Consider the following 26,165-nt stretch of genomic DNA (forward strand, 5'->3'; position numbering starts at 1 on the left):
ACTCCGCCGCCATGAATAGAACTCTCTACACCGCGCTGTTTTATCTGGGGCTGCCATTGGTAGCGATTCGGCTTTGGCTACGCGCGCGCAAGGCGCCGGCGTATGCCAGGCGCATCGGCGAGCGCTTTTCCTACGGGATGCCGACGATGAAACCGGGCGGCATCTGGGTGCACGCCGTGTCGGTGGGCGAAAGCATTGCGGCCGCGCCGATGATTCGCGCCTTGCTGGCGCGTTATCCGAATCTGCCGATCACCGTGACCTGCATGACCCCGACCGGTTCGGAACGCATCCATGCACTGTTCGCCAATGAGCCGCGCATCCAGCACTGTTATCTGCCCTATGACCTGCCTTGCGCTGCCCGGCGCTTCCTCGATCGGGTCCAGCCGAAATTGGCGGTGATCATGGAAACCGAACTGTGGCCCAACCACATCCATCAATGTGCCAAGCGCGGGATCCCCGTCGCGTTGGCCAATGCGCGGCTGTCCGAGCGTTCGGCCAGAGGTTACGGCCGGTTCCCCAGGCTGACCCAGCCGATGCTGGCCGAGATGAGTCTGTTCGCGGTGCAGACCGAAGCCGAGGCCCAGCGCTTGTGCGACCTGGGTGCGCGGACGGAAACCGTCGAAGTGACCGGTTCGATCAAGTTCGACCTGACCATCGACCCGCAACTGCTGGAGCGCGCCGTTGAGTTGCGCGGGCAATGGCAGGCGCTGGAACGACCGGTGTGGATCGCGGCCAGTACCCATGACGGCGAAGACGAGGTGGTGCTGGCGGCCCATCGTCAGTTGCTGGCCAGTCACCCCGATGCCCTGCTGATTTTGGTGCCGCGTCATCCTGAGCGCTTCAATTCGGTGTTCGGGTTGTGCCAGCAACAAGGGTTTGCCACGGTCCGGCGTTCCAGCGGCGATGCGGTCAGTGCGAATACTTCAGTGCTGCTGGGCGACACCATGGGCGAGTTGCTGTTTCTCTACGCCCTGGCGGACAGCGCATTTGTCGGTGGCAGCCTGGTGCCGAATGGCGGGCATAACCTGCTGGAGCCGGCGGCCCTGGCTAAACCGGTGTTGAGCGGTCCGCATCTTTTCAACTTCCTCGAAATCGCCGCGCAGTTGCGCAGTGCCGGGGCGTTGCAGGAAGTGGAAGATGCCGAAGGGCTGGCGGTGGCGGTGCAGCGACTGTTCGAACTGCCGCGAGATGCGCAGCGCATGGCTGAAGCTGGGTTGACGGTGATGCGCACCAATCAGGGGGCGTTGCAGCGGTTGCTGGACGGGTTGGGGCGGTTGATCGACAAGTCTTCAGTTCGCCGCTGATCCTGTGGGAGCGAGCTTGCTCGCGATGGCGGCTGTACATCCAACACCTAAGTTGCCTGTCAGTCCGCTATCGCGAGCAAGCTCGCTCCCACAAGGTTTGTGCTGCCTTGAACTCTGATGGTCAAGGTCGCGCTTTCAACTGCTCCTCTGCCGCCTTGGCCAGATCCGGAGGCAGGAAGTCCTTGTCCGGGTTGTAGTTCGGGTTGAGCCAGCGAGCCAGGGTTTGCAGGTCCCCCGGATTCAACGTACCGGCCTGTTGCTTCAAGCGCAGGTTGTCGAGGATGTAGTCGTAGCGGGTGTTGTTGTAGTCGCGCACCGAGGTGTAGAGCGAGCGCTGCGCATCCAGCACGTCGACGATGTTTCGCGTACCCACCTGATAGCCGATTTCAGTCGCTTCCACCGCGCTCTGGTTGGAGATGATCGATTGCTTGCGCGCCTGTACCTGCTCGACATCGGTGTTCACCGCGCGGTGCAGGTCGCGGGTGTTTTCCACGATGCTGCGGCGCAGGGATTCGCGTTGCTGTTCGGTCTGGTCCAGTTGTGCATAGGACTGACGCACCTGGGAGTTGATCAGGCCACCGCTGTAGATCGGGATGTTCAGTTGCAGGCCCACGGTCGTTTGCTCGACGTTGCCGCCATACGCCTGGGGCAGGTTGTTCGGGTTGCTGAAGCCCAGTGCGTCGTTGTCGCCTTTCTCGTACTTGGCGATCGCGTCAACCGTTGGCAAGTGACCGGACCTGCGTTGCTTGAGGGTTTGCTCGGCGGCGCTGACGGCATAGTTGCTGGCCAACAGATTGAGGTTCTGCCTGCCCGCGGTTTCGACCCAGGCCTTGGCGTCGTTCGGTACTGGAGGCAGGATCGGCAAGTCATGCCTGATGCCCCAGATCGAGTTGTACTGACGGTTGGTCAGGGTAATCAATGCTTCAAAGGCGTCGTCCACCTGGCGCTGCGCAACGATGCGGTTGGCGCGAGCGGTGTCGTAGCTGGCCTGTGAGTTCAATACGTCGGTCTTGTCCGAGAGGCCGACATCGAAACGCTCATTGGATTGATCGAGCTGGCGTTTGAACGCCGCTTCTTCGGCCTTGGTCGAAGCCAGGTTGTCCTGGCTGCGCAGCACGTTGAAATAGCTGTCAGCGGTTTGCAGGATCAGGTTTTGCTCGGTCGCCGAGAGTTGCAGGGCGGCCTGTTCGTTGACTTCCTTGGCGGCCTGGAACTGGAACCAGCGATCGGCGCGGAACAACGGCTGCGCCAAAGTGGCCTGGTAGGAATGAGCGTCGCGGTTGGTCGTGCCCGAAGGTTGATCGAGCGACGTACGCACCTCGGAAACATTGGCGCCGCCCGAGAGGTTCGGCAGCAGCCCGGCGCGAGCCTGGGGCACGACTTCTTTCTGCGCGCCATATTGGGCGATGGCAGCCGCCAGGTCGGCGTTGTTGTTGACGGCTTCTTGATAAACGCTGACCAGGTCCGTCTTGGCCGATAAGGGCACATCTGCTGCCCAGGCCATTCCGTTGGACGCACAAGACACGGCGAGGGCCAGTGAGAGTTTGCGCAGCATAGACGATCCCTAGAATTGATATTACAGAGGTAATTTGAGCGCCAAGGCTAAGGCCCTGCTTTGACAGCGTCAATGCGCGGCTCAGCGTAGCGAGTGTAGTTGTGCATTCGGACGGCAACAATCCTGATACTGCGTGTAATTACGCCATTCATCATGGTGTTTGCCGTGGGGTTGGCGTTCTTTGCCAGTTGTGTCTAGACTGGCCGGGTTCTTGTCGGGGTGCCTTGCTTTGAGGCTGAGATCGAATAATTTCGGATCCCGTTGAACCTGATCAGGTTAGCGCCTGCGTAGGGAACAAGATTTCTCGTCACCCGGCGAGTCCTCTTGTGCTTCGTCCGGGATGTTGTTCGACAATCGAACACCCCTCGAGCACTGAGCACAGCACAGCTGGTTTTCCCAGTGCCCGTGCGTCCATTCGTTTACAGGTTCGCTCCGACAAAAATCCACTGCCTGGATGTGTGTCTGGAGAGCCCGTGATGACTACAAAAGCAAAAATCGCCACCAACCTGAGTGATTCGGCCAAGGTCGATCAGCAATCGGTTCAGCCGTTTACCCGCTCGCAAAAAATCTATGTTCAGGGCACTCGCCCGGACATCCTCGTGCCGATGCGCGAAATCAGCCTGGACGTGACGCCGACCGACTTCGGTGGCGAGGTCAACGCACCGGTGGTGGTGTATGACACCTCGGGCCCGTACACCGACCCCAATGTCATCATCGATGTGCGCAAAGGCCTGGCCGATGTGCGTTCGCCGTGGATCGAATCCCGTGGTGACACCGAGCGCCTGAGCGGCCTGAGTTCGAATTTTGGCCAGGAGCGACTTGCCGATCCGGAGCTGACCAAGCTGCGCTTCGCCCACGTCAACAACCCGCGCCGCGCCAAGCCGGGCGCCAACGTCAGCCAGATGCACTATGCGCGCAAAGGCATCATCACCGCCGAGATGGAATACGTCGCCATCCGCGAAAACATGAAGCTGGAAGTGGCCCGTGCCGCCGGCCTGCTGGACCAGCAACACGCCGGCCACAGCTTCGGCGCCAGTGTGCCGAAAATCATCACCCCGGAATTCGTCCGTGACGAAATCGCCCGTGGCCGGGCGATCATTCCGGCCAACATCAACCACACCGAACTGGAACCGATGATCATCGGCCGTAACTTCCTGGTGAAGATCAACGGCAACATCGGCAACAGTGCACTGGGTTCGTCCATCGAAGAAGAAGTGGCGAAACTGACCTGGGGCATTCGCTGGGGTTCGGACACGGTCATGGACCTGTCCACGGGCAAGCACATCCACGAAACCCGCGAGTGGATCATCCGTAACTCGCCGGTGCCGATCGGTACGGTGCCGATCTACCAGGCCCTGGAAAAAGTCGGCGGCGTGGCCGAAGACCTGACCTGGGAGCTGTTCCGCGACACGCTGATCGAGCAGGCCGAGCAGGGTGTCGACTACTTCACCATCCACGCCGGCGTTCTGTTGCGCTACGTGCCTATGACCGCCAAGCGCGTGACCGGCATCGTCTCCCGTGGCGGTTCGATCATGGCCAAGTGGTGCCTGGCGCACCACAAAGAGAACTTCCTCTACACCCATTTCGAAGACATCTGCGAAATCATGAAGGCCTACGACGTCAGCTTCTCGCTGGGCGATGGCCTGCGTCCGGGCTCGATTGCCGACGCTAACGACGAAGCGCAGTTCGGCGAACTGGAGACCCTCGGCGAGCTGACCAAGATTGCCTGGAAACACGACGTGCAGTGCATGATCGAAGGCCCGGGCCACGTGCCGATGCAGTTGATCAAAGAGAACATGGACAAGCAGCTCGAATGCTGCGACGAGGCGCCGTTCTACACCCTTGGCCCGCTGACCACCGACATTGCGCCGGGCTACGACCACATCACCTCCGGTATCGGTGCGGCGATGATCGGCTGGTTTGGTTGCGCCATGCTCTGCTACGTGACGCCGAAGGAGCACCTGGGCCTGCCGAACAAGGATGACGTGAAGACCGGGATCATCACCTACAAGATCGCCGCGCATGCCGCCGATCTGGCGAAGGGGCATCCGGGCGCACAGATCCGCGACAATGCCTTGAGCAAGGCGCGCTTCGAATTCCGTTGGGAAGACCAGTTCAACCTGGGGCTCGATCCGGACACCGCGCGTTCGTATCACGATGAAACCCTGCCGAAGGATTCGGCCAAGGTGGCGCACTTCTGCTCCATGTGCGGGCCAAAATTCTGCTCGATGAAGATCACCCAGGAAGTCCGCGAGTATGCGGCCAACCAGCGGATCGAAGCGGTCGACGTGGACGTCGCCCAAGGCATGGCCGAACAGGCCGAGCGCTTCAAGCAGGAAGGCAGTCAGCTGTATCAGAAAGTTTGATCTGAGCTGAGGGCGGCGGTGCTTGCACCGCCGCCATCGCGAGCAAGCTCGCTCCCACAAGGGATTTGTGAGCGCCGCAAGTCCCCTGTGGGAGCGAGCTTGCTCGCGATGACGATCATACAAACAACAAATGTCCCTCTGAGATAACACCCTTGAGCATTCAACCCAGCACTTACTCCCCCGATATCGCGGTGCCGACCGACAAACGCGTATTCGGCGGCCGTGATTTGTTTTCCCTGTGGTTCTCCCTCGGCATCGGCCTGATGGTCCTGCAGACTGGTGCATTGCTCGCGCCGGGCCTTGGCCTGTCCGGTTCGTTGCTGGCAATTTTTCTCGGCACCCTGGTCGGCGTTCTGCTGCTGGCGGCGGTCGGCGTGATCGGTAGCGACACCGGCCTGTCGTCGATGGCCGCGCTCAAACTCAGCCTCGGCGCCAAAGGCGCAAGCCTGCCGGCGGTACTGAACCTGCTGCAATTGATCGGCTGGGGTTCGTTCGAAATCATCGTCATGCGCGATGCTGCCAGCCTGCTGGGCGCGAAGGCCTTCAACGAAGGTAGCCTGCTGTCCAATCCCGTGCTGTGGACGCTGTTTTTCGGTGCCCTTGCGACCTTGCTCGCGGTCAGCGGTCCGCTGACTTTCGTGCGCCAGATCCTGCGCAAATGGGGTATCTGGCTGCTGCTGGCCGCGTGTGTCTGGCTGACCTGGAACCTGTTCGCCAAGGCTGACCTGGCCGCATTGTGGGCCCAGGCCGGTGACGGTTCGATGCCGTTCGCCGTGGGTTTCGACATCGCCATTGCCATGCCGCTCTCGTGGTTGCCGCTGATCGCCGACTACTCGCGCTTCGGCAAGCGGGCGAAAAACGTCTTCGGCGGCACCGCCATCGGCTTCTTCATCGGCAATTTCTGGCTGATGAGCCTGGGCGTGGCCTACACTCTGGCGTTCGCGCCGAGCGGCGAAGTCAATGCCTTGCTGCTGGCGCTGGCCGGCGCCGGCCTGGGGATTCCGCTGCTGCTGATTCTTTTGGATGAATCGGAAAACGCCTTTGCCGATATTCACTCGGCGGCAGTGTCCAGCGGGATTCTGTTGCGCGCCAAAGTCGAGCACCTGGCGTTGGCCATCGGCGTTATCTGCACGCTGATTGCCCTGCTGGCGCCGTTGGCCCAGTACCAGAACTTCCTGCTGCTGATCGGTTCGGTGTTTGCGCCGTTGTTCGGCGTGGTGCTGGTGGATCACTTCATCCTGCGCAAACGCAGTGGCCTGGTGGCGTCAGCCGCGTTGCGCTGGCCGGCGCTGCTCGCCTGGCTGGGCGGGGTCAGCACCTATCACTTGTTGGCCAACCTGTATCCGGATGTCGGCGCAACCCTGCCGGCACTGATAGTGGCAGGGTTGCTCCAGCTAGTGCTGGGTCGGGCCTTCAGTTACGGCCGGGAAACAGCTCGGGCTTGATGATGCCGTTCAGGCGAGGGTAGGGGATCTTCAGTTCGACATGGCCCAGCGCGTAAGGCGCGATGGTGCTGGTTTCGTATTTGAGGATTACCCCGCCGTAGGTCAGCGCCACGTTCTGGGTTGTCTGGAACGGCCAGCTCTTCACGAACTCCGGTTCCTGATCGAGCTTGGTGCTGATCAGCCAGCTGTTGTGCGCCACTTGCGCGGCTTTCCAGAACGCGTCTTCCTGCCCTGGCACCAGCATGTCCGACAGCGTCAGCACTTTATGCTGTTGGCGTGAATAGTTGATGAACCCTCGACCTGGGGTGCCATGGGCACCGCCGGTGTCCAGGTAGCTGGACAATTCGACGATCACCAAGCCGTCATGCTGCTCACGTACCTTTGCCTGCAGATAGCTGCTGAAGCGCGGGCCGGCGGTGCGCAAAAACTCTTCGCGATAGGCCGCCAGGGTCGGGGCGACCGGCGCGTCGGGCGAGGTGCGGGTCATTTGCAGCAGGCGCTTTTCGATGATGCCGTCCAGTGCAGGCTCGTCCGGGAAGTGCAGGGTGTCGATGTTGACCAGCGGGCAATCCGGGTTGCTGCAACCGGGCTTGAGTTGCTCGGAGGCGTCGCGGGTGGTTTCCAGCGGCGTCCGGTAGTTGGGCTGGAACAGGCTCGCGCAAGCGCCCAGGGTCAGGGCGATAGCGGCCACGGAGGCGATTTTGAAAAGCGACATGAGCGTCCTTTCTGAAACAGGGAAGGCAAAAAGTTACCGGCTTCGACTCTCAACAAAGCAGTCAGTTCGCCACTAAGCTAATTAGAGTGGGTTTCGCCCTCACCGTCCATCCCGCTGACGGGAAAGGGGCTGCATCAAACGTCACGGGCGCGTTAGGATGGCGCGAAGTCGAGGCCCAGGAAAAAAGCAGCCTCGAACAGGATTTGCAGTAAAAGAGGATAGTCATGACGGATTTTGCCAACGCCATTCCGACCGCCGTTGATATCGTGCGGCGCGAAAAGTGCTACGAGGGCTTCTACAAACTCGAACGCGTGCACTTGCGCCACGAATTGTTCGCCGGGGGCATGAGTCGCGAGATCAATCGTGAAGTGTTCGTTCGCCATGACGCGGTATGCATGCTGCCTTACGATCCACAACGCGATGAAGTGGTGCTGATCGAGCAGTTTCGCGTCGGCGCCATGGGCAAGACCGACAACCCGTGGCTGATCGAACTGGTCGCTGGTCTGATCGACAAGGATGAAGTGCCGGAAGCAGTTGCTCACCGCGAAGCGCAGGAGGAAGCTGGGCTTGAAATCGGGGCGCTCTGGCCGATAACCAAATACTTTCCATCGCCGGGCGGCAGCAACGAATTCGTGCATCTGTACCTGGGGCGTTGCGACACTACCGGGGTTGGCGGCCTGCATGGGCTGGAGGAAGAGGCAGAAGACATCCGCGTCACGGTCTGGGCTTTCGAAGATGCCCTGCAAGCCGTGCGCGACGGGCGTATTGCCAACGCGGCGAGCATCATTGCCTTGCAATGGCTGGCTTTGAACCGCGTTGAAGTGAGGGGGTTATGGTCGTAAACAAGCTGCGCGATCGCTATCGGGTGGACCTGGTGGGGCTGCAAGCGTCCTGCGAGGCGAACTACGCGCGCTTGATGCGACTGCTGCCGGACATGCGCAGCGAGCCCGCCGCGCGGCGCATCGCCGTGACCCATGGCGACCAGATGCTCGGTGTGCTGGCCCTGGAAGTCCTGCTGACCTGCCCCTACACCACGACCCTGCAAGTGCGTCAGGAACACAGCCTGCCCTGGCTGCCGGTGCCGCAACTGGAAGTGCAGGTCTATCACGACGCGCGCATGGCCGAAGTGGTCAGCGCCGAACATGCACGACGCTTTCGCGGCATCTATCCTTACCCGAACGCCTCGATGCACCAGCCGGACGAAAAGGCCCAGCTGAACATGTTTCTGGGCGAGTGGCTGAGCCATTGCCTGGCGCTGGGGCATGAGTACGAAGTGGTACGTTAATTGTGATCAGCAGTTGTGAACTGCGTCAGGTTCACAGATTTCCCCTTTCGATCGTCCCCCAGCATAATTGCGGCACTTACCCATCCCCGTGATCACGCCCTGGGAGAACGCCTTGCCGAGCGTATCCACATTGACCACCGCCGATCCGGCGTTGCTGGTGCAACTCTCCGACAGTCACCTGTTTGCCGAAGCGGACGGCGTGTTGCTGGGCATGAACACCCGCGACAGCCTGCAAAAGGTCATCGAACTGGTGCGCGCGCAACAGCCGCGGATTGACTTGATCCTGGCCACGGGTGATCTGTCCCAGGACGGGACGCTGGAGTCCTACCAACAATTTCGCGACATGACGCGTCAGCTTGATGCGCCGGCGCGCTGGATTCCCGGCAATCACGATGAGCCGCAGATCATGGCCGAGGCGGCGGTGCAGAGCGCTTTGCTCGAACCGGTGGTGGATATCGGCAACTGGCGGGTCACGTTGCTCGATTCGGCGGTGCCAGGCTCGGTGCCGGGTTATTTGCAGGATGAACAGCTGCAGTTGCTCGCCCGCTCATTGAGCGAAGCGCCGGAACGCCATCATCTGGTGTGCTTCCACCATCACCCGGTGTCCATCGGTTGTGCATGGATGGAGCCGATAGGCTTGCGCAATCCCGAGGCGCTGTTCGCCGTGCTGGATCGCTTCGAGCAGGTACGTGCGGTGTTGTGGGGGCATGTGCACCAGGAAATCGACCGGATGCGCAACGGCGTACATTTGATCGCCTCGCCCTCGACCTGCATCCAGTTCGAGCCCGGCAGTGAGGATTTCAAGGTCGGGGAACAGGCCCCCGGGTATCGCTGGCTGCGGTTGCTGCCCGATGGGCGGCTGGAAACGGGTGTCGAGCGGGTCACCGGGTTTGATTTCACTGTGGATTACGGTTCCAACGGCTACTGACCCCCCCCCTGTAGGAGCGAGCTCGCTCGCGATTAGCCTGAGAGCGCCGTGGGGCGTCAGGTTGCACCGTTATCGTTGACGACCATCGCGAGCAAGCTCGCTCCCACATTGGATCTGCGTTGTTCATAAATCCCTTGTAGGAGCGAGCTTGAACTGGTCAAGTAATCCCGGACACCGGTTACGGTGTTTATGCCGCTTTTTGCTCCATGGCTATTGGCGACAGATAGTTGTTGTAGCTGTGGAGCCTGGTGCGGTTGTAGTACATGAAGAAGCGCACCATATCGGTTTTGGCTTCCTCGATCTTGCTGTAGCCACTACGAGGCACCCATTCTGATTTCAGCGTGCCGAAAAATCGCTCTGTTGGAGCGTTGTCCCAGCACTGCCCGCGATGGCTCATGCTTTGCAATATGTCACGACGCTTCAGTTCTTCTTGAAACTTGCGGCTGGTGTACTGACAACCCTGATCCGAGTGAAACATCAGCCCCGCAGGGCACGTTCGAACCTCTGCCGCCATGCGTAGCGCCTTGCTGACCAAGTTGGCGTCATTGACCAGCGAAAATGCCCAACCGATGACCCGGCGAGCAAACAAATCGATGACGATGGCCAGATGAACCCAGCGCTCGCCCACCATCAAGCTGGTCACGTCGCCACACCAGACCTGATCGACTGCAGCCGGTTTGAAGTTGCGCTTGAGCCGATTGGGCGCGACAAACGCTTCCACTCCTTTGGATCTGAATGGGTGAGGCTGGCGTTGTTTACTGACAATGTTGGCCTCCCTCATCAGCGCTCGGACAAGGCCTCTTCCAACTGCAATGTTTTGGGACTTCAGGCCCTTGCTGATCATTCTGGAGCCCATGGCTTCGCGGCTTTCGCTGTGCAGTTCAACCACTTTGAGCTTGAGCTCTTCGCGCCTGATCCGCGGTTGGGCTCGCCGCTGAAGCCACTCGTAAAAGCTGCTGCGCTTCACATCGAAAACACGACACACGACAGCTGTCGGGAACGACTCTCTTAGTTCCGCAATCATCGAAAACGATCGGGATCCGACATCAAGAGAGCGGTAGCCTTTTTTAAGATCTCGGCTTCCATTTCCATGCGCTTGATCTTGGCCTTTAGTTCCTGGATCTGGCGCTGATCTTCGGTAATCGCCTTGGTGCCTTTGACTGGCTGCCCCTCGCGCTCCTTGCGAACCTGATCGACCCAACGCCGTAAAGCGGTGGGCCCGATATCCAGCGATGCACAAACGTCTGGAACCGGGCAGTTATCATCAAGCACCATGCTGGCAGCATGCAGCTTGAACTCGCGGGTATAGACCTTTCTTTCGTTCATGGAACCTCCAAGTTGGCGAAATCATATCGCCCTTAAGAGGTGTCCGGAATTATTAGGCCAGTTCAGCTCGCTCGCGAAAAGCGCTGAGAGCGCCGCGGGGCGCCAGGTTTGCACCGTTATCGTTGACGACCATCGCGAGCAAGCTCGCTCCTACAGTAAACTCCGCCTCTTTAGCCGACGCACAGGGAGCTCAAATGTCCGGTTCGATCCTTTATATCCACGGCTTCAACAGCTCGCCGTTGTCGAAGAAGGCCTGTCAGTTGGTCGAGGTGATGGAGCGTCTGGGCCTGAGCGAACACTTGCGCGTTCCGGCATTGCACCATCACCCGCGCCAGGCTATCGAGCAGCTGGAGCAAGCGATTGCCGAGCTGGGGCGGCCACTGCTGGTCGGCAGCTCGCTCGGCGGCTACTATGCCACTCACCTGGCCGAGCGCCATGGCTTGAAAGCCCTGTTGATCAACCCTGCCGTCAGCCCGCACCGGATGTTCGACGGCTTTCTGGGGACGCAGAAAAACCTGTATACCGAAGAGACCTGGGAAATGACCCACGACCACGTGGTGGCCCTGGCCGAACTGGAAGTGCCGGCGCCCCAGGATCCACAGCGTTATCAGGTATGGTTGCAGACGGCTGACGAAACGCTGGACTATCGCCTCGCCCAGCAGTATTACCGGGCATGCGCCTTGCGTATCCAGGCCGGCGGCGACCACAGTTTCCAGGGTTTTGCCGGGCAATTGCCGGCCATGTTGAGTTTTGCCGGCATTGGCGCCGATTTGTATCAGGCAATCGATTTCACCGCACTGTGAGCGATAGCCCCATGAATTCTTTTTTCACCGAACACTGACGACGAGACCCCATGGCCACTCCCAGCGCTAGCTCTTATAACGCAGACGCCATCGAAGTCCTCTCGGGCCTCGACCCGGTGCGCAAACGCCCCGGCATGTACACCGACACCAGTCGGCCGAACCACCTTGCCCAGGAAGTCATCGACAACAGTGTCGACGAAGCCTTGGCCGGGCATGCCACATCGGTGCAGGTGATCCTGCATGCCGACCATTCCCTGGAGGTCAGCGATGACGGCCGAGGCATGCCGGTGGACATTCACCCCGAGGAAGGTGTTTCGGGCGTCGAGTTGATCCTCACCAAGCTGCATGCCGGTGGCAAGTTTTCCAACAAGAACTACCAGTTCTCCGGCGGCTTGCACGGGGTGGGTATTTCCGTGGTCAACGCCTTGTCCACCGAAGTGCGGGTGCGTGTAAAACGTGACGGCAACGAATACCAGATGACCTTCAAGGATGGCTACAAGGCCACCGAGCTTGAAGTCGTCGGTACTGTCGGCAAGCGCAATACCGGGACCAGCGTGTTCTTTGCGCCGGACCCGAAATACTTCGACTCACCAAAATTCTCCATCAGCCGCCTCAAGCACGTGCTCAAGGCCAAGGCCGTTCTGTGCCCGGGCTTGCTGGTCAGTTTTGAAGACAAGGCCACCGGCGAGAAAGTCGAATGGCATTACGAAGACGGCCTGCGTTCCTATCTGGTGGATGCGGTCAGCGAATTCGAGCGTCTGCCGAACGAACCGTTCTGCGGCGCTTTTGCCGGTAACAAGGAAGCCGTGGATTGGGCGCTGCTGTGGCTGCCGGAAGGCGGCGATGCGGTGCAGGAAAGCTACGTCAACCTGATCCCGACGGCCCAGGGCGGTACCCATGTCAACGGTCTGCGTCAGGGCCTGCTCGACGCCATGCGCGAGTTCTGCGAATTCCGCAGCCTGCTGCCGCGTGGTGTGAAGCTGGCACCGGAAGACGTCTGGGAACGCATCGCCTTCGTTCTGTCGATGAAGATGCAGGAACCGCAATTCTCCGGGCAGACCAAGGAGCGCCTGTCGTCCCGTGAAGCGGCGGCGTTCGTCTCCGGTGTGGTCAAGGATGCGTTCAGCCTGTGGCTCAATGCCAACCCGGAAACCGGCATGCTGCTGGCGGAACTGGCGATCAACAACGCCGGCCGTCGCCTCAAGGCCAGCAAGAAGGTCGAGCGCAAACGCGTTACCCAAGGCCCGGCGCTGCCGGGCAAACTGGCCGACTGTGCCGGACAGGACCCGATGCGTTCCGAGCTGTTCCTGGTCGAAGGTGATTCCGCCGGCGGTTCGGCCAAGCAGGCGCGGGACAAGGAGTTCCAGGCGATCCTGCCGTTGCGCGGCAAGATCCTCAATACCTGGGAAGTCGACGGCAGCGAAGTGCTGGCCAGCCAGGAAGTGCACAACATCGCCGTGGCCATCGGTGTCGATCCGGGCGCGGCGGACATGAGCCAGCTGCGCTACGGCAAGATTTGCATCCTCGCCGACGCCGACTCCGACGGTCTGCACATCGCGACCTTGCTGTGCGCCTTGTTCGTCCAGCATTTCCGCCCGTTGGTCGATGCCGGTCACGTTTACGTCGCGATGCCGCCGTTGTACCGCATCGACCTGGGCAAAGAGATCTACTACGCCCTCGATGAAGCCGAGCGCGACGGGATTCTCGATCGCCTGGTGGCCGAGAAGAAGCGCGGCAAGCCGCAGGTCACCCGATTCAAGGGTCTGGGCGAAATGAACCCGCCGCAGTTGCGCGAGACCACCATGGACCCGAACACCCGGCGTCTGGTGCAGTTGACCCTGGAGGATTTCGAGGCTACCTCGGAGATGATGGACATGCTGCTGGCGAAGAAGCGTGCCGGTGACCGCAAGACCTGGCTGGAGTCCAAGGGCAACCTGGCCGAGGTGCTGGGCTGATGCGCTTGGGCTTTGCCCTGGCGTGTGCGTTGCTGCTGACCTCAATGACGGTGTCTGGCGAACCGACACCGCAACTGCGTCTGTTGTCCGAGCATGCCGTCGATGGCATGCGCGGCGGCAACCTGTCCGGGCTGGCCCAGTGCGGCAAGGAGCTGTGGACGGTCTCCGACCGTGACGATGATCAGATCTATCGTCTCGATACCCAGGCCAACGTCTGGCGCGCAGAGGCCGTGGGCATCGGCGTACCTGAAGTACCTGACAGCGGGTTGCCCTGGGGATTGCGTTCGCGGACCTGGGCCGCTTCGTTCGTGCGTGGCGGCAATCTGGATTTCGAAGGCATCACCTGTGACCGCGCCGGCAATCGTTACGTGGTCAGCGAATCCCATGCAGCGGTGTTGCAAATACCGCCAACCGGGCCGACTTCCTGGCTGAAGATTTCGCCGCTCATGGCGCGCGAAGCCCGGGCCAGAGGCATGTTGTTGCGCTTCAATGCACTGTTCGAAGGCTTGGCAATCAATCCTGAAGGTGACCAGTTGTGGTTGGCTGCCGAGCGCGAGAACCGCGGGTTGCTGCTGATCAAGCGCAAGCAATCGGTGTGGGACTGCGATGGTGGATGCGTGCTGCTGAGTGAAGCCGGGAAAGAAATGCAACCCGCACAGTTTCCCCACGCCAGAGCGATGCCTCGGGATTTTGCCGATCTGTCATTGTTCAACGGCAAGCTGTTTACCTTGGAGCGCAATGCGTTCGAGGTCTGCCGCCGAGATGCGCTGACCGCCAAAGTCGAGCGTTGCTGGTCGTTTGCCGAAGAGGCATTGCAGGAAAATCGGCGTTATCCACAGGATTATGGCCTCGCGGAAGCGCTGGTAGTGGACGCTGACGGTGCCTGGATCGGTATCGACAACAACAACGGTGCTCGCGCCGATGGCGAAGTCCGTCCGGTGGTCTGGCGTTTTGCTGCACCGGAAGGTGGCTGGAGTGCCAAGTCATGAGACAACGAAGCCCGGGGCAGCGCATCGGCCGGGTGTTTATGGTACTGGCCTGGTGTGCCGCGTTGTTTCTGGCCACGCGTTTTTTCGGCCAGTGGGAAGCGCGTCAGCAAAATCCGAACGTGGTGGTCAGCTCGGAGCAGGGCGAGGGTTTCATTGAGGTGAAACTGGTGAGCAATGCACAGGGGCATTTCGTCGCCAGCGGTCAGATCAACGGCCATCCGGTGGACTTCATGCTCGATACCGGGGCGACCGATGTGTCGATTCCGGCGGACCTTGCCAAGCGTTTGAAGCTCGAAGAAGGATTCGGCGTGACCCTGAGCACGGCCAATGGCTTGAGCCAGGGCTATCGCACCCGTATTGAACGCCTGCAACTGGGCGACATCGTGCTGCGGGATGTACGCGCACTGGTGGCCCCGGGGCTGCATGGCGATCAAGTGTTGCTCGGCATGAGCGCACTGAACAAACTTGAATTTACCCAGCGCGGTGGCACCATGCTGCTGCGCCAGACAACGAACCGATGAGGCCCGCATGAGCGACTCCCTTGATCTCAGCCTGGACGGTGTAGAACGCCGGTCACTGGCTGACTTCACCGAAAATGCCTACCTCAACTACTCCATGTACGTGATCATGGACCGTGCCCTGCCGCATATCGGCGACGGCCTGAAACCGGTACAGCGGCGTATCGTCTACGCCATGAGCGAGCTGGGGCTGGACGCTGATTCCAAGCACAAGAAGTCGGCACGTACCGTCGGTGACGTGCTCGGTAAATTCCACCCCCACGGCGACTCGGCCTGCTACGAAGCCATGGTGCTGATGGCCCAGCCGTTCAGCTATCGCTATACGCTGGTCGACGGCCAGGGCAACTGGGGTGCGCCGGATGATCCCAAGTCCTTCGCCGCCATGCGCTACACCGAAGCGCGGCTGTCGCGTTATTCCGAAGTGCTGCTCAGCGAACTGGGCCAGGGCACGGCGGATTGGGGCCCGAACTTCGACGGTACGCTGGACGAGCCGCTGGTGTTGCCGGCTCGCCTGCCGAACATCCTGCTCAACGGCACAACCGGTATCGCCGTGGGCATGGCCACCGACGTGCCGCCGCACAACCTGCGGGAAGTCGCCACGGCATGCGTGCGTTTGCTCGATGAGCCCAAGGCCACGGTCGAACAGCTCTGTGAACACATCCAGGGCCCGGACTACCCGACCGAAGCGGAAATCATCACCCCGCGCGCCGACCTGCTGAAAATCTACGAAACCGGTCGCGGTTCTGTGCGCATGCGCGCCGTGTATCACATCGAAGACGGCGACATCATCGTCACCGCGCTGCCGCATCAGGTCTCGGGCGCCAAGGTGCTGGAGCAGATCGCCGCGATGATGCAGGCCAAGCCGTCCAAGGCGCCGCAAATTGCCGACCTGCGTGACGAATCCGACCACGAAAACCCCTGCCGGATCGTGATCATTCCGGGCGCACGGAAAAACTTCGACCACGATGCGCTGATGCAGCACCTGTTCGCCAGCACCGAGCTGGAGTCGAGCTACCGGGTCAACATCAACATCATCGGCCTGGACGGCAAGCCGCAGCTGAAAAACCTGCGGGCGCTGCTGGTCGAGTGGCTGGAGTTCCGGGTGCAGACCGTGCGTCGTCGCCTGCAATTCCGCCTCGACAAGGTCGAGCGTCGCCTGCATCTGTTGGACGGTTTGCTGATTGCCTACCTCAACCTGGATGAAGTGATTCACATCATCCGTACCGAGGAGCAGCCGAAAGCCGCGCTGATCGAGCGCTTCGCCCTCAGCGAAATCCAGGCCGACTACATCCTCGACACCCGTCTGCGTCAGTTGGCGCGACTGGAAGAGATGAAGCTGCGTGCCGAGCAGGATGAACTGCTCAAGGAACAAGCCAAGCTGCAAGCCCTGCTGAGCAGCGAAGCCAAGTTGAAAAAACTGGTGCGCAGCGAACTGATCAAGGACGCGGAAACCTACGGTGATGACCGCCGGTCGCCTATTGTCGAGCGCGCCGAAGCCAAGGCCCTGACCGAGCACGATCTGCTGCCGAACGAGAAAGTGACGGTCGTGTTGTCGGAAAAAGGCTGGATTCGCTCAGCCAAAGGCCACGAAATCGACGCCACCGGGCTTTCCTACAAGGCCGGGGACGGCTTCAAGGCACTGGCAGCCGGGCGCTCCAACCAGTTTGCCGTGTTTATCGACTCCACGGGCCGCAGTTATTCGGTGGCCGCCCATACCTTGCCGTCGGCCCGTGGCCAGGGCGAGCCGCTGACGGGTCGCCTGACGCCGCCGCCAGGGGCGAGTTTCGAGTGCGTGCTGATGCCGGAAGACGATGCGCTGTACGTGATCGCCTCCGACGCCGGCTACGGCTTCGTGGTCAAGGGTGAAGACCTGCAGGCCAAGAACAAGGCGGGCAAGGCCCTGTTGAGCCTGCCGAACAACGCCAAGGTCATGCTGCCGCGCCCTGTGGCCGATCGTGAACAGAACTGGCTGGCGTCGGTGACGACCGAAGGTCGCCTGCTGATCTTCAAAATCAGCGACCTGCCACAATTAGGTAAAGGCAAAGGCAACAAGATCATCGGGATTCCCGGTGAACGAGTGGCCAGTCGCGAAGAGTATGTGACGGACATCGCGGTATTGCCGGACGGTGCAACACTGGTGTTGCAGGCCGGGAAACGTACCTTGTCACTGAAAGCGGACGATCTTGAACACTACAAGGGTGAACGTGGTCGTCGTGGCAACAAGTTGCCGCGTGGCTTCCAGAGGGTCGATGCGCTGCTCGTCGAAAACCTCAATTAGGCGACCTGGGGGCGTTCTCGACTAGTTTCACCGCCGCGCCGGGTCTGCTGTTGAGCAGGGCAAGGCGCGAGAAGCGAGGTTTGGTCATTCCAAATAAGCTTCGAGCAACACAGCCCTGCACAACAGCAGGCCCGGCCCTTCGGGTTGTGCCTTAAAGCGGGCCAGGCTGCGTTGGAGGCCTTGGAAAGGGAACAACCATTACCTGCGGCCTCCGCCTTGCCTGGCCCGCTTTAAGGCGACAACTCGGTGGTGAAACTAGGCGAGAACGCCCCCTGGAAGCGCCGAACTACGAATTAACCCGTAGTTCGGCGCTTTACGCTGGAGTCGGAACGCATATTCACGGATGATATGGCCTTTCAAGCGCCGGCGTTGCCGCGCGTTCTTCATATTTATTGAGTATTTTCACTGTGGTCAGCCTTTTAGCGACCACCTGGATGGGACGATGACTGCTCTGCGCCTTCCTTTTTTTCTTTTGCTCGCCGGCGTTCTTGGCCTGGCGGGTTGCAGCGTTCACCAGCCGGTGTCGTTGTATCAACTGGACGCTGGTAGTCCGGTTCAGCCCGCACAGAACGCGGGCATGGCGGTATTGTTGGGGCCGGTCACCGTGGCCGACTACCTGCAACGCGAAACCCTGTTGCAGCGTCAGCCGGATGGCAGCCTGCAAGCCTCGACCGACGGTCGTTGGGCTGGCAGCCTTTCGTCGGATATCGATCAACTGCTGCTGCGCCAGGTCGCAGGTCGCCTGGACAGCCAGCGCGTTGTGCTGGCCCCGGCGACATTGGGCTTCACCCCGGACGTTCAGGTGCTGCTGACCATCACGCGCCTGGATTCGGGTGAAAAACAGCCGGCGATCCTCGACGCGCAATGGCGCCTGATCGACCGTCGCGGGCAGGTCCGCGACAACCGCATCATCCATTTGCAGGAACAGCATGCCGGTACCACGGCGGCTCAGGTCCAGGCACAGGGTGTGTTGTTGCAGCGCCTGGCCGAACAACTGTCGGTGGCGCTCAAGCCTTTGGCCAATCAGCCTCCGATCGCCGAAGCCCTACGCAAGCCGGCAGCCAAGGCGGCAGCACCTGCGGTAGAACAGGAAAAGCAGCCGAAGATCCCGATGGCCGCGCCTATTCGTACGGATATGGAAGTGTTCCGCTTCTAAGTGTGGACTGAATCCATACAAAGCCCGCATTGATGCGGGCTTTGTTGTTTTTACAGGTTGGAGATATCTAGCGCCTGTTCTGGCCTCTTCGCGAGCAAGCTCGCTCCCACAGGGGATCTTCAGTGAGCACACCCTTGGGCTAACCCGGATCAAGTGTGGGAGCGAGCTTGCTCGCGAAGAGGCCAGAACAGGCAACAAAAAAGCCCGCAGACGATCACTCATCTGCGGGCTTCTTCATATCGAGGTTAAGGCTTAAGCTCGACGCTCATGCATCCGCGCCAATTGCCGTTCAAGCATCGACGGATACGGCTCCATCAACCGCTCTACGCAGCAAGCACCCTCAGGGCTGGCGATCGGGCGGATCCGTGCACGTTGGCGGATCAACGCGTCGTCACTGATCTTGCGCTCCACCAGCAGCAGGTTGCGGCTGTGTTGCGACAGGGCCAGGGCGTCCTGGGCAGGGTCGGTCAGCAGCAAGTCGATCTGGCTCAGGCCAAACAGTTCGTCGCCCAGGGTCAGCCCCAGCTGCAATTGCAGGGTGATGCCACTGTCCGCGACTTCGATCTGCAACTGGTGGCCCAGGGCCCGCAGCAGCTCGCCACAGCAAATGGCGTTGGTCAGGTAATCGTCGCCGCTGTCTTCGGTGTGGAACAGCATCAGCGTGCTGCCATCGTTCAAGGTCTCTACTTCGCCCTGATACAGGGAAGCTGCCTGGTCTAGGCAATCGCGATAGCGCTCGAGCAGTTCTTCAAGACGCGCCCGCGGCAGGCGTCGCAGTTGCTCCTGGGAGCCCAGTTGCACCGCCAGCACCGCGCTGTGTTGCGGCACGCTCGGCGTGGCTTTGCGAATCACCGGTTGTGGGGTGCTGTCCAGCGACTCGTCGCGCAGATCGGCGAACGGGTCTTCGTCATCGTCGTCTTCAACGGTGCTGACGATCTGTCGTGGCGCTGGTTTGAGCGCCGCTACCGGGCGGCTCTCGTCGAAACTCGGATCGCGCAGGTTACGGACTTCGAAGGCCGGGTCGGCCTCGTCATCCATGTCGTCGAACTCCAGTTCCGGTTCTGGCACAGGGGCGGGCTCAGGGGCGAAGTTGGCGTGCAGCTGGCGCGCCAGGTCGCCGATTTCGTCCTGGCGGTCGGTGGCCGGGGTGAATTCATCGATATTGCGCAGCCACACCCGCAATTGCAGCAGCGGCGTGGAGAGATAACGCCCCATGCGCAGGCTCAGGGCCAGGGACAGGGCAAGCAGGATTGCACTCAGAATGCCCATGCTTTGCAGGCTGATGGTCATCGGCTGCTGGAACTGGTCCATGTCCAGGCTGATGCGCAATTGCCCGGCAGTCACGTCCTGGAAGGTGATCTTGCTTTGGTACATGCCCTCGGCTTCGCCCAGCAGGCCATGCTTGGGGCGCTGGCCGGATTCGGCGAGGATGCGGTTGTCCGGGCTGTAGATGGCGGCGTGGGCCACCAGCTTGTTCTTGGTCAGGTTGTTGAGCAGCACGTTCAGGCTGAGGATGTCGTTGGACACCAACAGCTCGGTGGCCGAGGTGGCCGTCTGCGTGGTCAGGCTTTCGCCCAGCGCATCCGCCTGCTCGTGCATGGTCTGCTTGAACTGCAGGCCCATCACACCGGCATAGATGACCAGAGCCAGGGCGACCAGGATCACGTTATGGCTGGCGATGCGCAATGCAATCGGTACACGGCGGTGGCGCAGTGCCCGGAAGATCAGCAGGAAGAAGTTGTCGGTTTTTACTGGCGTGGGCCGGTTCACTTGAGCTCGGCTCTTTTGTCCGTGAAGTTGACGCGCAGTATAGCGACAGGCCCTAGACCGTCAAAGCGCTCACGGTGCCCGATGGTCACTGAAAGTGGGTAGAATGCGGTTTTTTTCCACTTGCGGGGGTGCGCCTTGCGCGAAATCGTCCTGATAAACATCACGGGAGTCGACCGTCCGGGTCTGACTGCGGCCATTACCGGCGTTCTGGCCCAGGGTGGTGTGAACATTCTCGACATCGGTCAGGCGGTGATCCACGACACTTTGTCGTTCGGCATCCTGGTTGAAATTCCCGACACCGAGCAAGGCAAGTCCGTGCTCAAGGACATCTTGTTCAAGGGCTATGAACTCGATCAACAGGTGCGTTTCACGCCGGTGTCCGAACAGGATTACCAGCAGTGGGTCGGCAATCAGGGCAAAAAGCGCCACATTGTGACCCTGTTGACCCGCAAGGTGACAGCCGGGCAGTTGCAGGCCGTGAGCTCGATCACCGCCAAATATGGCCTGAACATCGACCACATCGATCGCCTGTCCGGGCGCATGCCGCTGGACACCCCGGCCGACAAGGGCAAGGGCTGCATCGAGTTTTCCGTGCGTGGCGAGGCGGCTGATCCACAGGCGCTGCGTGCCGAATTCCTCAGCGTCGCCCAGGAACTGAACGTCGACATTGCCTTCCAGGAAGATTCGCTGTTCCGTCGCAACCGTCGCCTGGCGGTGTTCGACATGGATTCAACGCTGATCGAAGCCGAAGTGATCGATGAGCTGGCCAAGGCGGCCGGCGTCGGCGACAAAGTGTCGGAAATCACCGAACGGGCAATGGCCGGTGAGCTGGATTTTCGCGCCAGCTTCAAGGAGCGCCTGGCCTTGCTCAAAGGTCTGGACGTCAATGTGCTGGACTCCATCGGTGCCTCGCTGCGCCTGACCGAAGGCGCCGAAACCCTGTTCGCCGAACTCAAGCGCCTGGGCTACAAGACCGCGATTCTGTCGGGCGGCTTCACCTACTTCGCCAAGCAATTGCAGGCCAAGCTGGGTATCGACTACGTGTTCGCCAACGAACTTGAAGTGGTCGACGGCAAAGTCACCGGCGTGGCGGTCGAGCCGATTGTCGATGCACAGCGCAAGGCGGATTTGCTGAAGGAACTGGCACACAAGGAAGGCTTGCGCCTGGAGCAGACCATTGCGGTCGGTGATGGTGCGAATGACTTGCCGATGCTGGCGATTGCCGGGTTGGGCGTGGCGTTCCGGGCCAAGCCGCTGGTCAAGCAGTCGGCCAAGCAGGCGATTTCCACCTTGGGGCTGGATGGTGTGCTCTACCTGCTGGGTTTCCGCGATCGCGACGGCCAGCTGTAACACCGCAAAACAACTGTAGGAGCGAGCTCGCTCGCGATGGTCGTCAACGAAGACGCGGGCTTTCTGAATGCCCGCGTCGCTCTATGGTTCATCGCGAGCAGGCTCGCTCCTACAGGTATGTGCGTTGATCAGGCTTTTGGTGAGCCCATGCCCTGACCCATCTGCACCGCTGTGCCAGCGGTCATTTCTTCAGCCCACTTCACCTGATCCGGCCCGAACAGCACGACGGCGGTCGAACCCAGTTTGAAGCGACCCAGTTCCGCACCTTTTTCCAGGTGGATCGGCGCGCGTGCGGCTTCGTCGTAACGGAAGGTTTTCAGCTCGCGCTTCGGCGGTGTCACCAGACCGGCCCACACGGTTTCAATCGAAGCCACAATCATCGCACCCACCAGTACCACGGCCATCGGGCCGCGTTCGGTGTCGAAAATGCACGCCACGCGCTCGTTGCGGGCAAACAACTCCGGAACGTTTTCAGCAGTGGTCTGGTTGACCGAGAACAGACGGCCCGGGATGTAGACCATCTCGCGCAGGGTGCCGGCCAGCGGCATGTGCACGCGGTGGTAGTCCTTCGGCGACAGGTAGATGGTCGCGAAGTCGCCACCCATGAACGGCGCAGCGTTTGCCGCATCGCCACCCAACAGTTCCAGCACGCTGAAGCTGTGGCCCTTGGCCTGGAACACGCGGCCGTGCTCGATCGGGCCGAGCTGGCTGATCGCGCCGTCGGCGGGGCTGAGGATCGCGCCCGGAGTTTCGTCCAGCGGACGGGCACCGTCTTTCAGTGCGCGGGTGAAGAACGCGTTGAAGTGCTCGTAGGCGGTCAGGTCTTCGACCAGCGCCTGGGACATGTCCACCTGATAACGCTTGGCGAACCAGGCGGTGAAGGCATTCTTGAACCAGCGCACGCGGCATTCGGCGATGCAGCCGGCCAGACGCGAGAGCAAGTTGTGGGGCAGCAGGTACTGGCCGAGGAGAAACAGACGCTTGTTCATTAACGGTCCTTAAAAATCTTAAATTTCTACCGGGGTATCGGGATGATTGCCCCATTCGCCCCAGGAGCCGGCGTAGCCTTTGACCCGCGGATAACCGAGAGCCTTGGCCACCAGATAGGTGAAACCAGAACGATGATGTGTCTGGCAGTGGGTAATCACTTCTTTGTCTTTGCTGATCCCGAGTTGTTCGAGGATCTGCGGCATGTCGGTGCGGATGCGTAGCTGGCGTGCCCGATCCATGCCAGCAGTCCATTCGAAATTGATCGCGCCGGGAATGTGTCCGCCCTTGGCTGCCAGGACTTTCTCGCCGGAGTACTCCAGCGGCCCGCGCGCATCCCAGATTGCCAGGTCGGCGGCGCCGAGACGGCTTTGCAGGTATTCGCGGGTGGCGGTGGGTTCATCGTGCAAGGTCAGTGGAACCGGGCCGCCCACCGGTGGCGGGACCTGGATCGACATGGGCGAACCTTCCGCCAGCCAGGCCGGCAGGCCGCCATCTATATAGTGGTACTTGCTGTGGCCGATGACATCCAGCAGCCAGATGAAGCGTCCGGCCCAACCGCCGCCTTCGTCGTCATACACCACGTAGACCGCATCGGGGTTGTGCCCCAGCTCACCAAACAGCGTTTCGAGTGCTGCCTGCGGGGGCATCAGCCCCGGGGCGGGGGCCTGGCCGAGCTGCGTACGCTTTGGATCGACAAAGCGCGCGCCGGGAATGTGCCCTTCGGTGTAGCGGGCGGCACTGGTCAAGTCCACCAGAATCAGTTCGCGGGCGTCGAGGCGAGGGAGCAAGTCGCTCGGCTCGATCACCAGCGGCAAGCCAGAGAAGTCAGACATGTGAGGTCTCCAGAGCACAAAAGGGAGGATTGTAACGCAGCTTATTGGCCACGGTGGCTAAAGCTGTGCAGGGCTTTCTCGATGCACTGTGCGGTTTTGCCGAAGGCCTGTACGGAAATTTCCGAAAACGGCCCGCCGCCTTGGTCCGCCACGACGATCATGATCACCCGGCCATTGTTGATCAGCGAACGCAGCAGCAAGTGTTCACCGCTGAACTGCGAGCGCAGGCTATTGGGCAACATGGCCGAGAATTGCGCGTTGTTGGCAGGCGTCAGGCGCACCTGGGCCTGCTGCGCGAGCAGGCGTTGCAACACGTTGCTCTGGCTGACCACGAAATTCAACCCGGCCGCTTCCTTCGGCAGGCCAGCCGTCTGGTGCACGCGCAGGTTGGCGTGGGTGCGATCGGCCATCAGGATCATCACCCGGCGCATGCCGCAGGCCACGAGGGCGTCACGGGCGGCGATGGTCAGGTGCATGGCGTTGGTGAAACGGCTCGGCTCGACCAGCAACTCGGCGCATTGCTTGCGCCACTTCGCCAGGTCTTCGGCGGTAGGTGCCGCTGCCGGCAGCAAGCCTGCGTGGACACGGTTCATGCCCCACGGCCAGATCAGCGACTCGGCAGGGTGCCAGAGGTCGGGCATGGCGTGTTGGCGTGCGCTGTTGGCGGCTTGCTGGTGCAATTGCTGCTGCAGTTCGTCCATCGGCATTTGCAGGTAAAGGCTGGTCAGGTACTGCCAGCGCTCGCTGTGGGGGCTGTCCCAGGCGTGTTGCGCCGACAGCGCCAGCCCATTGGCCAGCAGCACTGTATTGGCCGGTTGATTGAGCCAGCGGCGCAGGGTCGGATCGTCGTCAAGGCGATTCTGCTGGCGCAGTGGATGGTCGCTGTCACGGGCGATGCGCAGGACTTTCACCAGTTCCCGCTGCTCGGTGAGCAGCAATCGATAGCCTTGCTGCACCCAGATCGGCAAGCGCCAGACCTCCACCAGCGCCTGGCCGATATCCAGCAGGCGTACGCCAAACAGTTGCTGCTCGACTTTGCGTGCCGACTCGCCTTTATGGATGACCCGTAGCTCCCAGTCTTCGAGCAGTTTCGGATGGGTCAGTGCCAGCGGCCACAGGGGCGAAAGAAACAGCAGGCTGCCCCAGTGGATGTCCTGCCACAGGCGCGCCAGGCGGCTGGCAAAAAAACCGTTGGCCTGTTGCGTGGCGTGCTGGCTGATCATCTGCAACTGACGCAGGGCTTTGGGAATCTCGAGCTCGGGTTCGGCGGGTAGCCGCGCGAGCAGCTCTTCGGTGCGCGTCAAACCGAGGCGGTTGATTGCAATTTCAAGGTTTTCCGCAGGCTCGGTCATGCTGCCATGGGTATGCCGGTTGGCTTCGCGAATCACGCTCAAGGCCAGGGCCGGGCTGCCTTGCATGAGGTCGGCGATGTCGCGCAGCGAGCTGCGATTATCGCGGATGGCCTTGCAGACACGGTCATGGCTGGCTTGCGGGACGGGAAGACGTACGCCATCGAGCAGCTTGACCCAGCCTTCGAGGGTCGTTGGTTTTGGCGTTGGAACGTTCGTTTCGTTAACCATGGTGGGAGGCGATCATCGTCAACATTACCTGTGCCCGGAGGGGGTCAAATTAGCTTTTCGCCTGAACGGGCTATAGTCTGGCGCAGTTTTGCCGATAAGTAGAAGAAGAGATTTTTTAACTTCCGAATATGACCTTGAACCCGACTCAGTAAGTGCTCTCCTAACCTATGGCTAAAATTATCGGCATCATCGTCGTATTCGCGAGCGTGCTCGGCGGATACGTGCTTTCCCACGGCAAGATTGCCGCCCTGATACAACCTTTCGAGGTCATGATCATTGGCGGTGCTGCCCTCGGCGCCTTCTTGCAGGCCAACCCCGGCTACATGACGATGCACGTGCTCAAGAAGTCCCTGAGCATGTTCAGTTCACGTTTCAACCACGCCTTCTACCTTGAAGTGCTGGGCCTGATCTACGAGATCCTCAACAAGAGCCGCCGCGAAGGCATGATGGCCATCGAAGGCGACATCGAAGATGCCGCTGCGAGTCCGATCTTCGCGAAGTACCCGACGGTACTCAAGGACGAGCGCATGACCGCGTTCATCTGCGATTACCTGCGCATCATGTCTTCCGGCAACATGGCGCCGCACGAGCTGGAAGGCCTGTTCGACATGGAATTGTTCAGCCTCAAGGAAGACCTGGAGCATCCGTCCCACGCGGTGAACGGCATCGCCGACGCCATGCCCGGTTTCGGTATCGTCGCGGCGGTACTGGGTATCGTGGTGACCATGGCTTCGCTGGGTGAAGGCGACCAGAAGTCCATCGGCCTGCACGTAGGTGCGGCACTGGTGGGTACCTTCTTCGGTATTCTCGCCGCCTACGGCTTCTTCGGCCCGCTGGCCCATTCCCTGGCCCATGATGCCAAGGAAGAGCTGAACGTCTACGAAGCCATCAAGGCCTCGCTGGTGGCTTCGGCTTCCGGCATGCCGCCATCGCTGGCCGTGGAGTTCGGGCGCAAGGTCCTGTACCCGGCGCATCGTCCAAGCTTCGCCGAGCTGGAACAAGCGGTTCGCGGTCGTTAA

General features: G+C 60.9%; 22 protein-coding genes and 1 riboswitch. Of the genes, 14 read left to right on the top strand and 8 right to left on the bottom strand.

All coding sequences use genetic code 11. From position 1 onward, the window contains the following. The first annotated feature begins 11 nt into the window (after positions 1–11). Positions 12–1,304: a lipid IV(A) 3-deoxy-D-manno-octulosonic acid transferase gene (waaA, locus tag PSJE_RS22005; RefSeq protein WP_090452784.1), complete on the top strand. Its 1,293-nt coding sequence runs from the start codon at positions 12–14 to the stop codon at positions 1,302–1,304. Positions 1,305–1,425: 121 nt separating this feature from the next. Here the strand turns inward: waaA and PSJE_RS22010 are convergent, their stop codons facing one another. Next, on the bottom strand, positions 1,426–2,859 hold the full coding sequence (locus PSJE_RS22010) for a TolC family outer membrane protein (protein WP_090452786.1): 1,434 nt from the start codon (positions 2,857–2,859) through the stop codon (positions 1,426–1,428). A 205-nt stretch (positions 2,860–3,064) separates the two neighbouring features. Then, a riboswitch (TPP riboswitch) is annotated at positions 3,065–3,170 on the top strand. A 165-nt stretch (positions 3,171–3,335) separates the two neighbouring features. Here PSJE_RS22010 and thiC point away from each other — a divergent pair. Together thiC and cytX are read left to right on the top strand one after the other, a co-directional pair. Next, the gene (gene thiC / locus PSJE_RS22015) at positions 3,336–5,225 is read left to right on the top strand and encodes a phosphomethylpyrimidine synthase ThiC (RefSeq protein ID WP_008063536.1); all 1,890 of its coding nucleotides are present in this window, start codon (positions 3,336–3,338) and stop codon (positions 5,223–5,225) included. A 152-nt stretch (positions 5,226–5,377) separates the two neighbouring features. After that, positions 5,378–6,670: a putative hydroxymethylpyrimidine transporter CytX gene (cytX, locus tag PSJE_RS22020; protein WP_057712266.1), complete on the top strand. Its 1,293-nt coding sequence runs from the start codon at positions 5,378–5,380 to the stop codon at positions 6,668–6,670. Here the strand turns inward: cytX and PSJE_RS22025 are convergent. Then, complete coding sequence (locus tag PSJE_RS22025; RefSeq protein WP_057712265.1) at positions 6,639–7,385, bottom strand: RsiV family protein; 747 nt, start codon at positions 7,383–7,385, stop codon at positions 6,639–6,641. The two genes, cytX and PSJE_RS22025, sit on opposite strands and share 32 nt — an antisense overlap. A gap of 224 nt (positions 7,386–7,609) precedes the next feature. Here PSJE_RS22025 and PSJE_RS22030 point away from each other — a divergent pair, with 224 nt between their 5' ends. The 3 genes from PSJE_RS22030 to cpdA all read left to right on the top strand — a co-directional run bounded on the left by PSJE_RS22030 (position 7,610) and on the right by cpdA (position 9,598). Beyond that, positions 7,610–8,227, top strand: coding sequence for an NUDIX domain-containing protein (locus tag PSJE_RS22030; protein WP_090452788.1), 618 nt, complete (start codon positions 7,610–7,612; stop codon positions 8,225–8,227). Beyond that, the gene (locus PSJE_RS22035) at positions 8,218–8,670 is read left to right on the top strand and encodes a DUF1249 domain-containing protein (RefSeq protein ID WP_007977461.1); all 453 of its coding nucleotides are present in this window, start codon (positions 8,218–8,220) and stop codon (positions 8,668–8,670) included. The genes PSJE_RS22030 and PSJE_RS22035 overlap by 10 nt, the downstream gene beginning before the upstream one ends. A 112-nt stretch (positions 8,671–8,782) precedes the next feature. Further along, the gene (gene cpdA / locus PSJE_RS22040) at positions 8,783–9,598 is read left to right on the top strand and encodes a 3',5'-cyclic-AMP phosphodiesterase (protein ID WP_090452790.1); all 816 of its coding nucleotides are present in this window, start codon (positions 8,783–8,785) and stop codon (positions 9,596–9,598) included. Between the two features lie 187 nt (positions 9,599–9,785). Here cpdA and PSJE_RS22045 read toward each other — a convergent pair whose 3' ends face one another. Next, positions 9,786–10,622, bottom strand: coding sequence for an IS3 family transposase (locus PSJE_RS22045; protein WP_235863926.1), 837 nt, complete (start codon positions 10,620–10,622; stop codon positions 9,786–9,788). Further along, a complete protein-coding gene (locus PSJE_RS31725) occupies positions 10,619–10,924 on the bottom strand; it encodes an IS3 family transposase (RefSeq protein ID WP_008047186.1) in 306 nt (101 codons plus the stop codon). Before PSJE_RS31725 ends, PSJE_RS22045 begins: the two co-directional genes overlap by 4 nt. A gap of 194 nt (positions 10,925–11,118) precedes the next feature. Between PSJE_RS31725 and PSJE_RS22050 the strand changes: the two genes are divergently transcribed. The 6 genes from PSJE_RS22050 (at position 11,119) to PSJE_RS22075 (ending at position 18,623) form a co-directional block, all read left to right on the top strand. Continuing rightward, complete coding sequence (locus tag PSJE_RS22050) at positions 11,119–11,727, top strand: YqiA/YcfP family alpha/beta fold hydrolase (protein ID WP_090452792.1); 609 nt, start codon at positions 11,119–11,121, stop codon at positions 11,725–11,727. A gap of 50 nt (positions 11,728–11,777) precedes the next feature. Further along, on the top strand, positions 11,778–13,682 hold the full coding sequence (gene parE / locus PSJE_RS22055) for a DNA topoisomerase IV subunit B (RefSeq protein ID WP_090452794.1): 1,905 nt from the start codon (positions 11,778–11,780) through the stop codon (positions 13,680–13,682). Next, positions 13,682–14,671, top strand: coding sequence for an esterase-like activity of phytase family protein (locus PSJE_RS22060; RefSeq protein WP_090452796.1), 990 nt, complete (start codon positions 13,682–13,684; stop codon positions 14,669–14,671). The genes parE and PSJE_RS22060 overlap by 1 nt, the downstream gene beginning before the upstream one ends. Further along, positions 14,668–15,192, top strand: a complete 525-nt coding sequence (locus tag PSJE_RS22065; protein ID WP_057712259.1) for a retropepsin-like aspartic protease family protein — start codon at positions 14,668–14,670, stop codon at positions 15,190–15,192. Before PSJE_RS22060 ends, PSJE_RS22065 begins: the two co-directional genes overlap by 4 nt. A gap of 7 nt (positions 15,193–15,199) precedes the next feature. Then, on the top strand, positions 15,200–17,467 hold the full coding sequence (parC, locus tag PSJE_RS22070; RefSeq protein ID WP_057712258.1) for a DNA topoisomerase IV subunit A: 2,268 nt from the start codon (positions 15,200–15,202) through the stop codon (positions 17,465–17,467). A 442-nt stretch (positions 17,468–17,909) separates the two neighbouring features. Then, positions 17,910–18,623 (top strand): PqiC family protein, encoded by a 714-nt coding sequence (locus PSJE_RS22075; protein WP_090452797.1) that lies wholly within the window; start codon positions 17,910–17,912, stop codon positions 18,621–18,623. Positions 18,624–18,875: 252 nt separating this feature from the next. Here the strand turns inward: PSJE_RS22075 and PSJE_RS22080 are convergent, their stop codons facing one another. Further along, positions 18,876–20,393 (bottom strand): AhpA/YtjB family protein, encoded by a 1,518-nt coding sequence (locus PSJE_RS22080; protein WP_090452799.1) that lies wholly within the window; start codon positions 20,391–20,393, stop codon positions 18,876–18,878. Positions 20,394–20,528: 135 nt separating this feature from the next. On the opposite strand from PSJE_RS22080, the gene serB reads away from it, so the two are divergent. Beyond that, entirely contained in the window at positions 20,529–21,743 is a 1,215-nt protein-coding gene (serB, locus tag PSJE_RS22085; protein ID WP_057395688.1) for a phosphoserine phosphatase SerB, read from the top strand. 128 nt (positions 21,744–21,871) lie between these two features. Here the strand turns inward: serB and asd are convergent, their stop codons facing one another. From asd to PSJE_RS22100, 3 genes are read right to left on the bottom strand one after another with little or no spacing between them, the layout of a single operon-like run. After that, entirely contained in the window at positions 21,872–22,732 is an 861-nt protein-coding gene (gene asd, locus PSJE_RS22090; protein ID WP_008048034.1) for an archaetidylserine decarboxylase, read from the bottom strand. Between the two features lie 18 nt (positions 22,733–22,750). Beyond that, positions 22,751–23,566, bottom strand: a complete 816-nt coding sequence (gene rhdA / locus PSJE_RS22095; RefSeq protein ID WP_057712254.1) for a thiosulfate sulfurtransferase — start codon at positions 23,564–23,566, stop codon at positions 22,751–22,753. Positions 23,567–23,607: 41 nt separating this feature from the next. Beyond that, positions 23,608–25,146 (bottom strand): HDOD domain-containing protein, encoded by a 1,539-nt coding sequence (locus PSJE_RS22100; RefSeq protein WP_090452801.1) that lies wholly within the window; start codon positions 25,144–25,146, stop codon positions 23,608–23,610. A 167-nt stretch (positions 25,147–25,313) separates the two neighbouring features. Between PSJE_RS22100 and motA the strand changes: the two genes are divergently transcribed. Then, positions 25,314–26,165, top strand: a complete 852-nt coding sequence (gene motA, locus PSJE_RS22105) for a flagellar motor stator protein MotA (RefSeq protein WP_015093220.1) — start codon at positions 25,314–25,316, stop codon at positions 26,163–26,165.

Origin of the sequence: Pseudomonas jessenii, from assembly GCF_002236115.1 — a bacterium.
GTDB lineage: Bacteria > Pseudomonadota > Gammaproteobacteria > Pseudomonadales > Pseudomonadaceae > Aquipseudomonas > Aquipseudomonas jessenii.

Bases quoted from the DNA above. Each gene is read 5' to 3' on its own strand.
- waaA (WP_090452784.1), top strand. From the start codon at position 12: ATGAATAGAACTCTCTACACCGCGCTGTTTTATCTGGGGCTGCCATTG.
- PSJE_RS22010 (WP_090452786.1), bottom strand. From the start codon at position 2,859: ATGCTGCGCAAACTCTCACTGGCCCTCGCCGTGTCTTGTGCGTCCAAC.
- thiC (WP_008063536.1), top strand. From the start codon at position 3,336: ATGACTACAAAAGCAAAAATCGCCACCAACCTGAGTGATTCGGCCAAG.
- PSJE_RS22025 (WP_057712265.1), bottom strand. From the start codon at position 7,385: ATGTCGCTTTTCAAAATCGCCTCCGTGGCCGCTATCGCCCTGACCCTG.
- PSJE_RS22030 (WP_090452788.1), top strand. From the start codon at position 7,610: ATGACGGATTTTGCCAACGCCATTCCGACCGCCGTTGATATCGTGCGG.
- PSJE_RS22035 (WP_007977461.1), top strand. From the start codon at position 8,218: ATGGTCGTAAACAAGCTGCGCGATCGCTATCGGGTGGACCTGGTGGGG.
- PSJE_RS22045 (WP_235863926.1), bottom strand. From the start codon at position 10,622: ATGATTGCGGAACTAAGAGAGTCGTTCCCGACAGCTGTCGTGTGTCGT.
- PSJE_RS31725 (WP_008047186.1), bottom strand. From the start codon at position 10,924: ATGAACGAAAGAAAGGTCTATACCCGCGAGTTCAAGCTGCATGCTGCC.
- PSJE_RS22050 (WP_090452792.1), top strand. From the start codon at position 11,119: ATGTCCGGTTCGATCCTTTATATCCACGGCTTCAACAGCTCGCCGTTG.
- parE (WP_090452794.1), top strand. From the start codon at position 11,778: ATGGCCACTCCCAGCGCTAGCTCTTATAACGCAGACGCCATCGAAGTC.
- PSJE_RS22060 (WP_090452796.1), top strand. From the start codon at position 13,682: ATGCGCTTGGGCTTTGCCCTGGCGTGTGCGTTGCTGCTGACCTCAATG.
- PSJE_RS22065 (WP_057712259.1), top strand. From the start codon at position 14,668: ATGAGACAACGAAGCCCGGGGCAGCGCATCGGCCGGGTGTTTATGGTA.
- parC (WP_057712258.1), top strand. From the start codon at position 15,200: ATGAGCGACTCCCTTGATCTCAGCCTGGACGGTGTAGAACGCCGGTCA.
- PSJE_RS22075 (WP_090452797.1), top strand. From the start codon at position 17,910: ATGACTGCTCTGCGCCTTCCTTTTTTTCTTTTGCTCGCCGGCGTTCTT.
- asd (WP_008048034.1), bottom strand. From the start codon at position 22,732: ATGAACAAGCGTCTGTTTCTCCTCGGCCAGTACCTGCTGCCCCACAAC.
- rhdA (WP_057712254.1), bottom strand. From the start codon at position 23,566: ATGTCTGACTTCTCTGGCTTGCCGCTGGTGATCGAGCCGAGCGACTTG.
- PSJE_RS22100 (WP_090452801.1), bottom strand. From the start codon at position 25,146: ATGGTTAACGAAACGAACGTTCCAACGCCAAAACCAACGACCCTCGAA.
- motA (WP_015093220.1), top strand. From the start codon at position 25,314: ATGGCTAAAATTATCGGCATCATCGTCGTATTCGCGAGCGTGCTCGGC.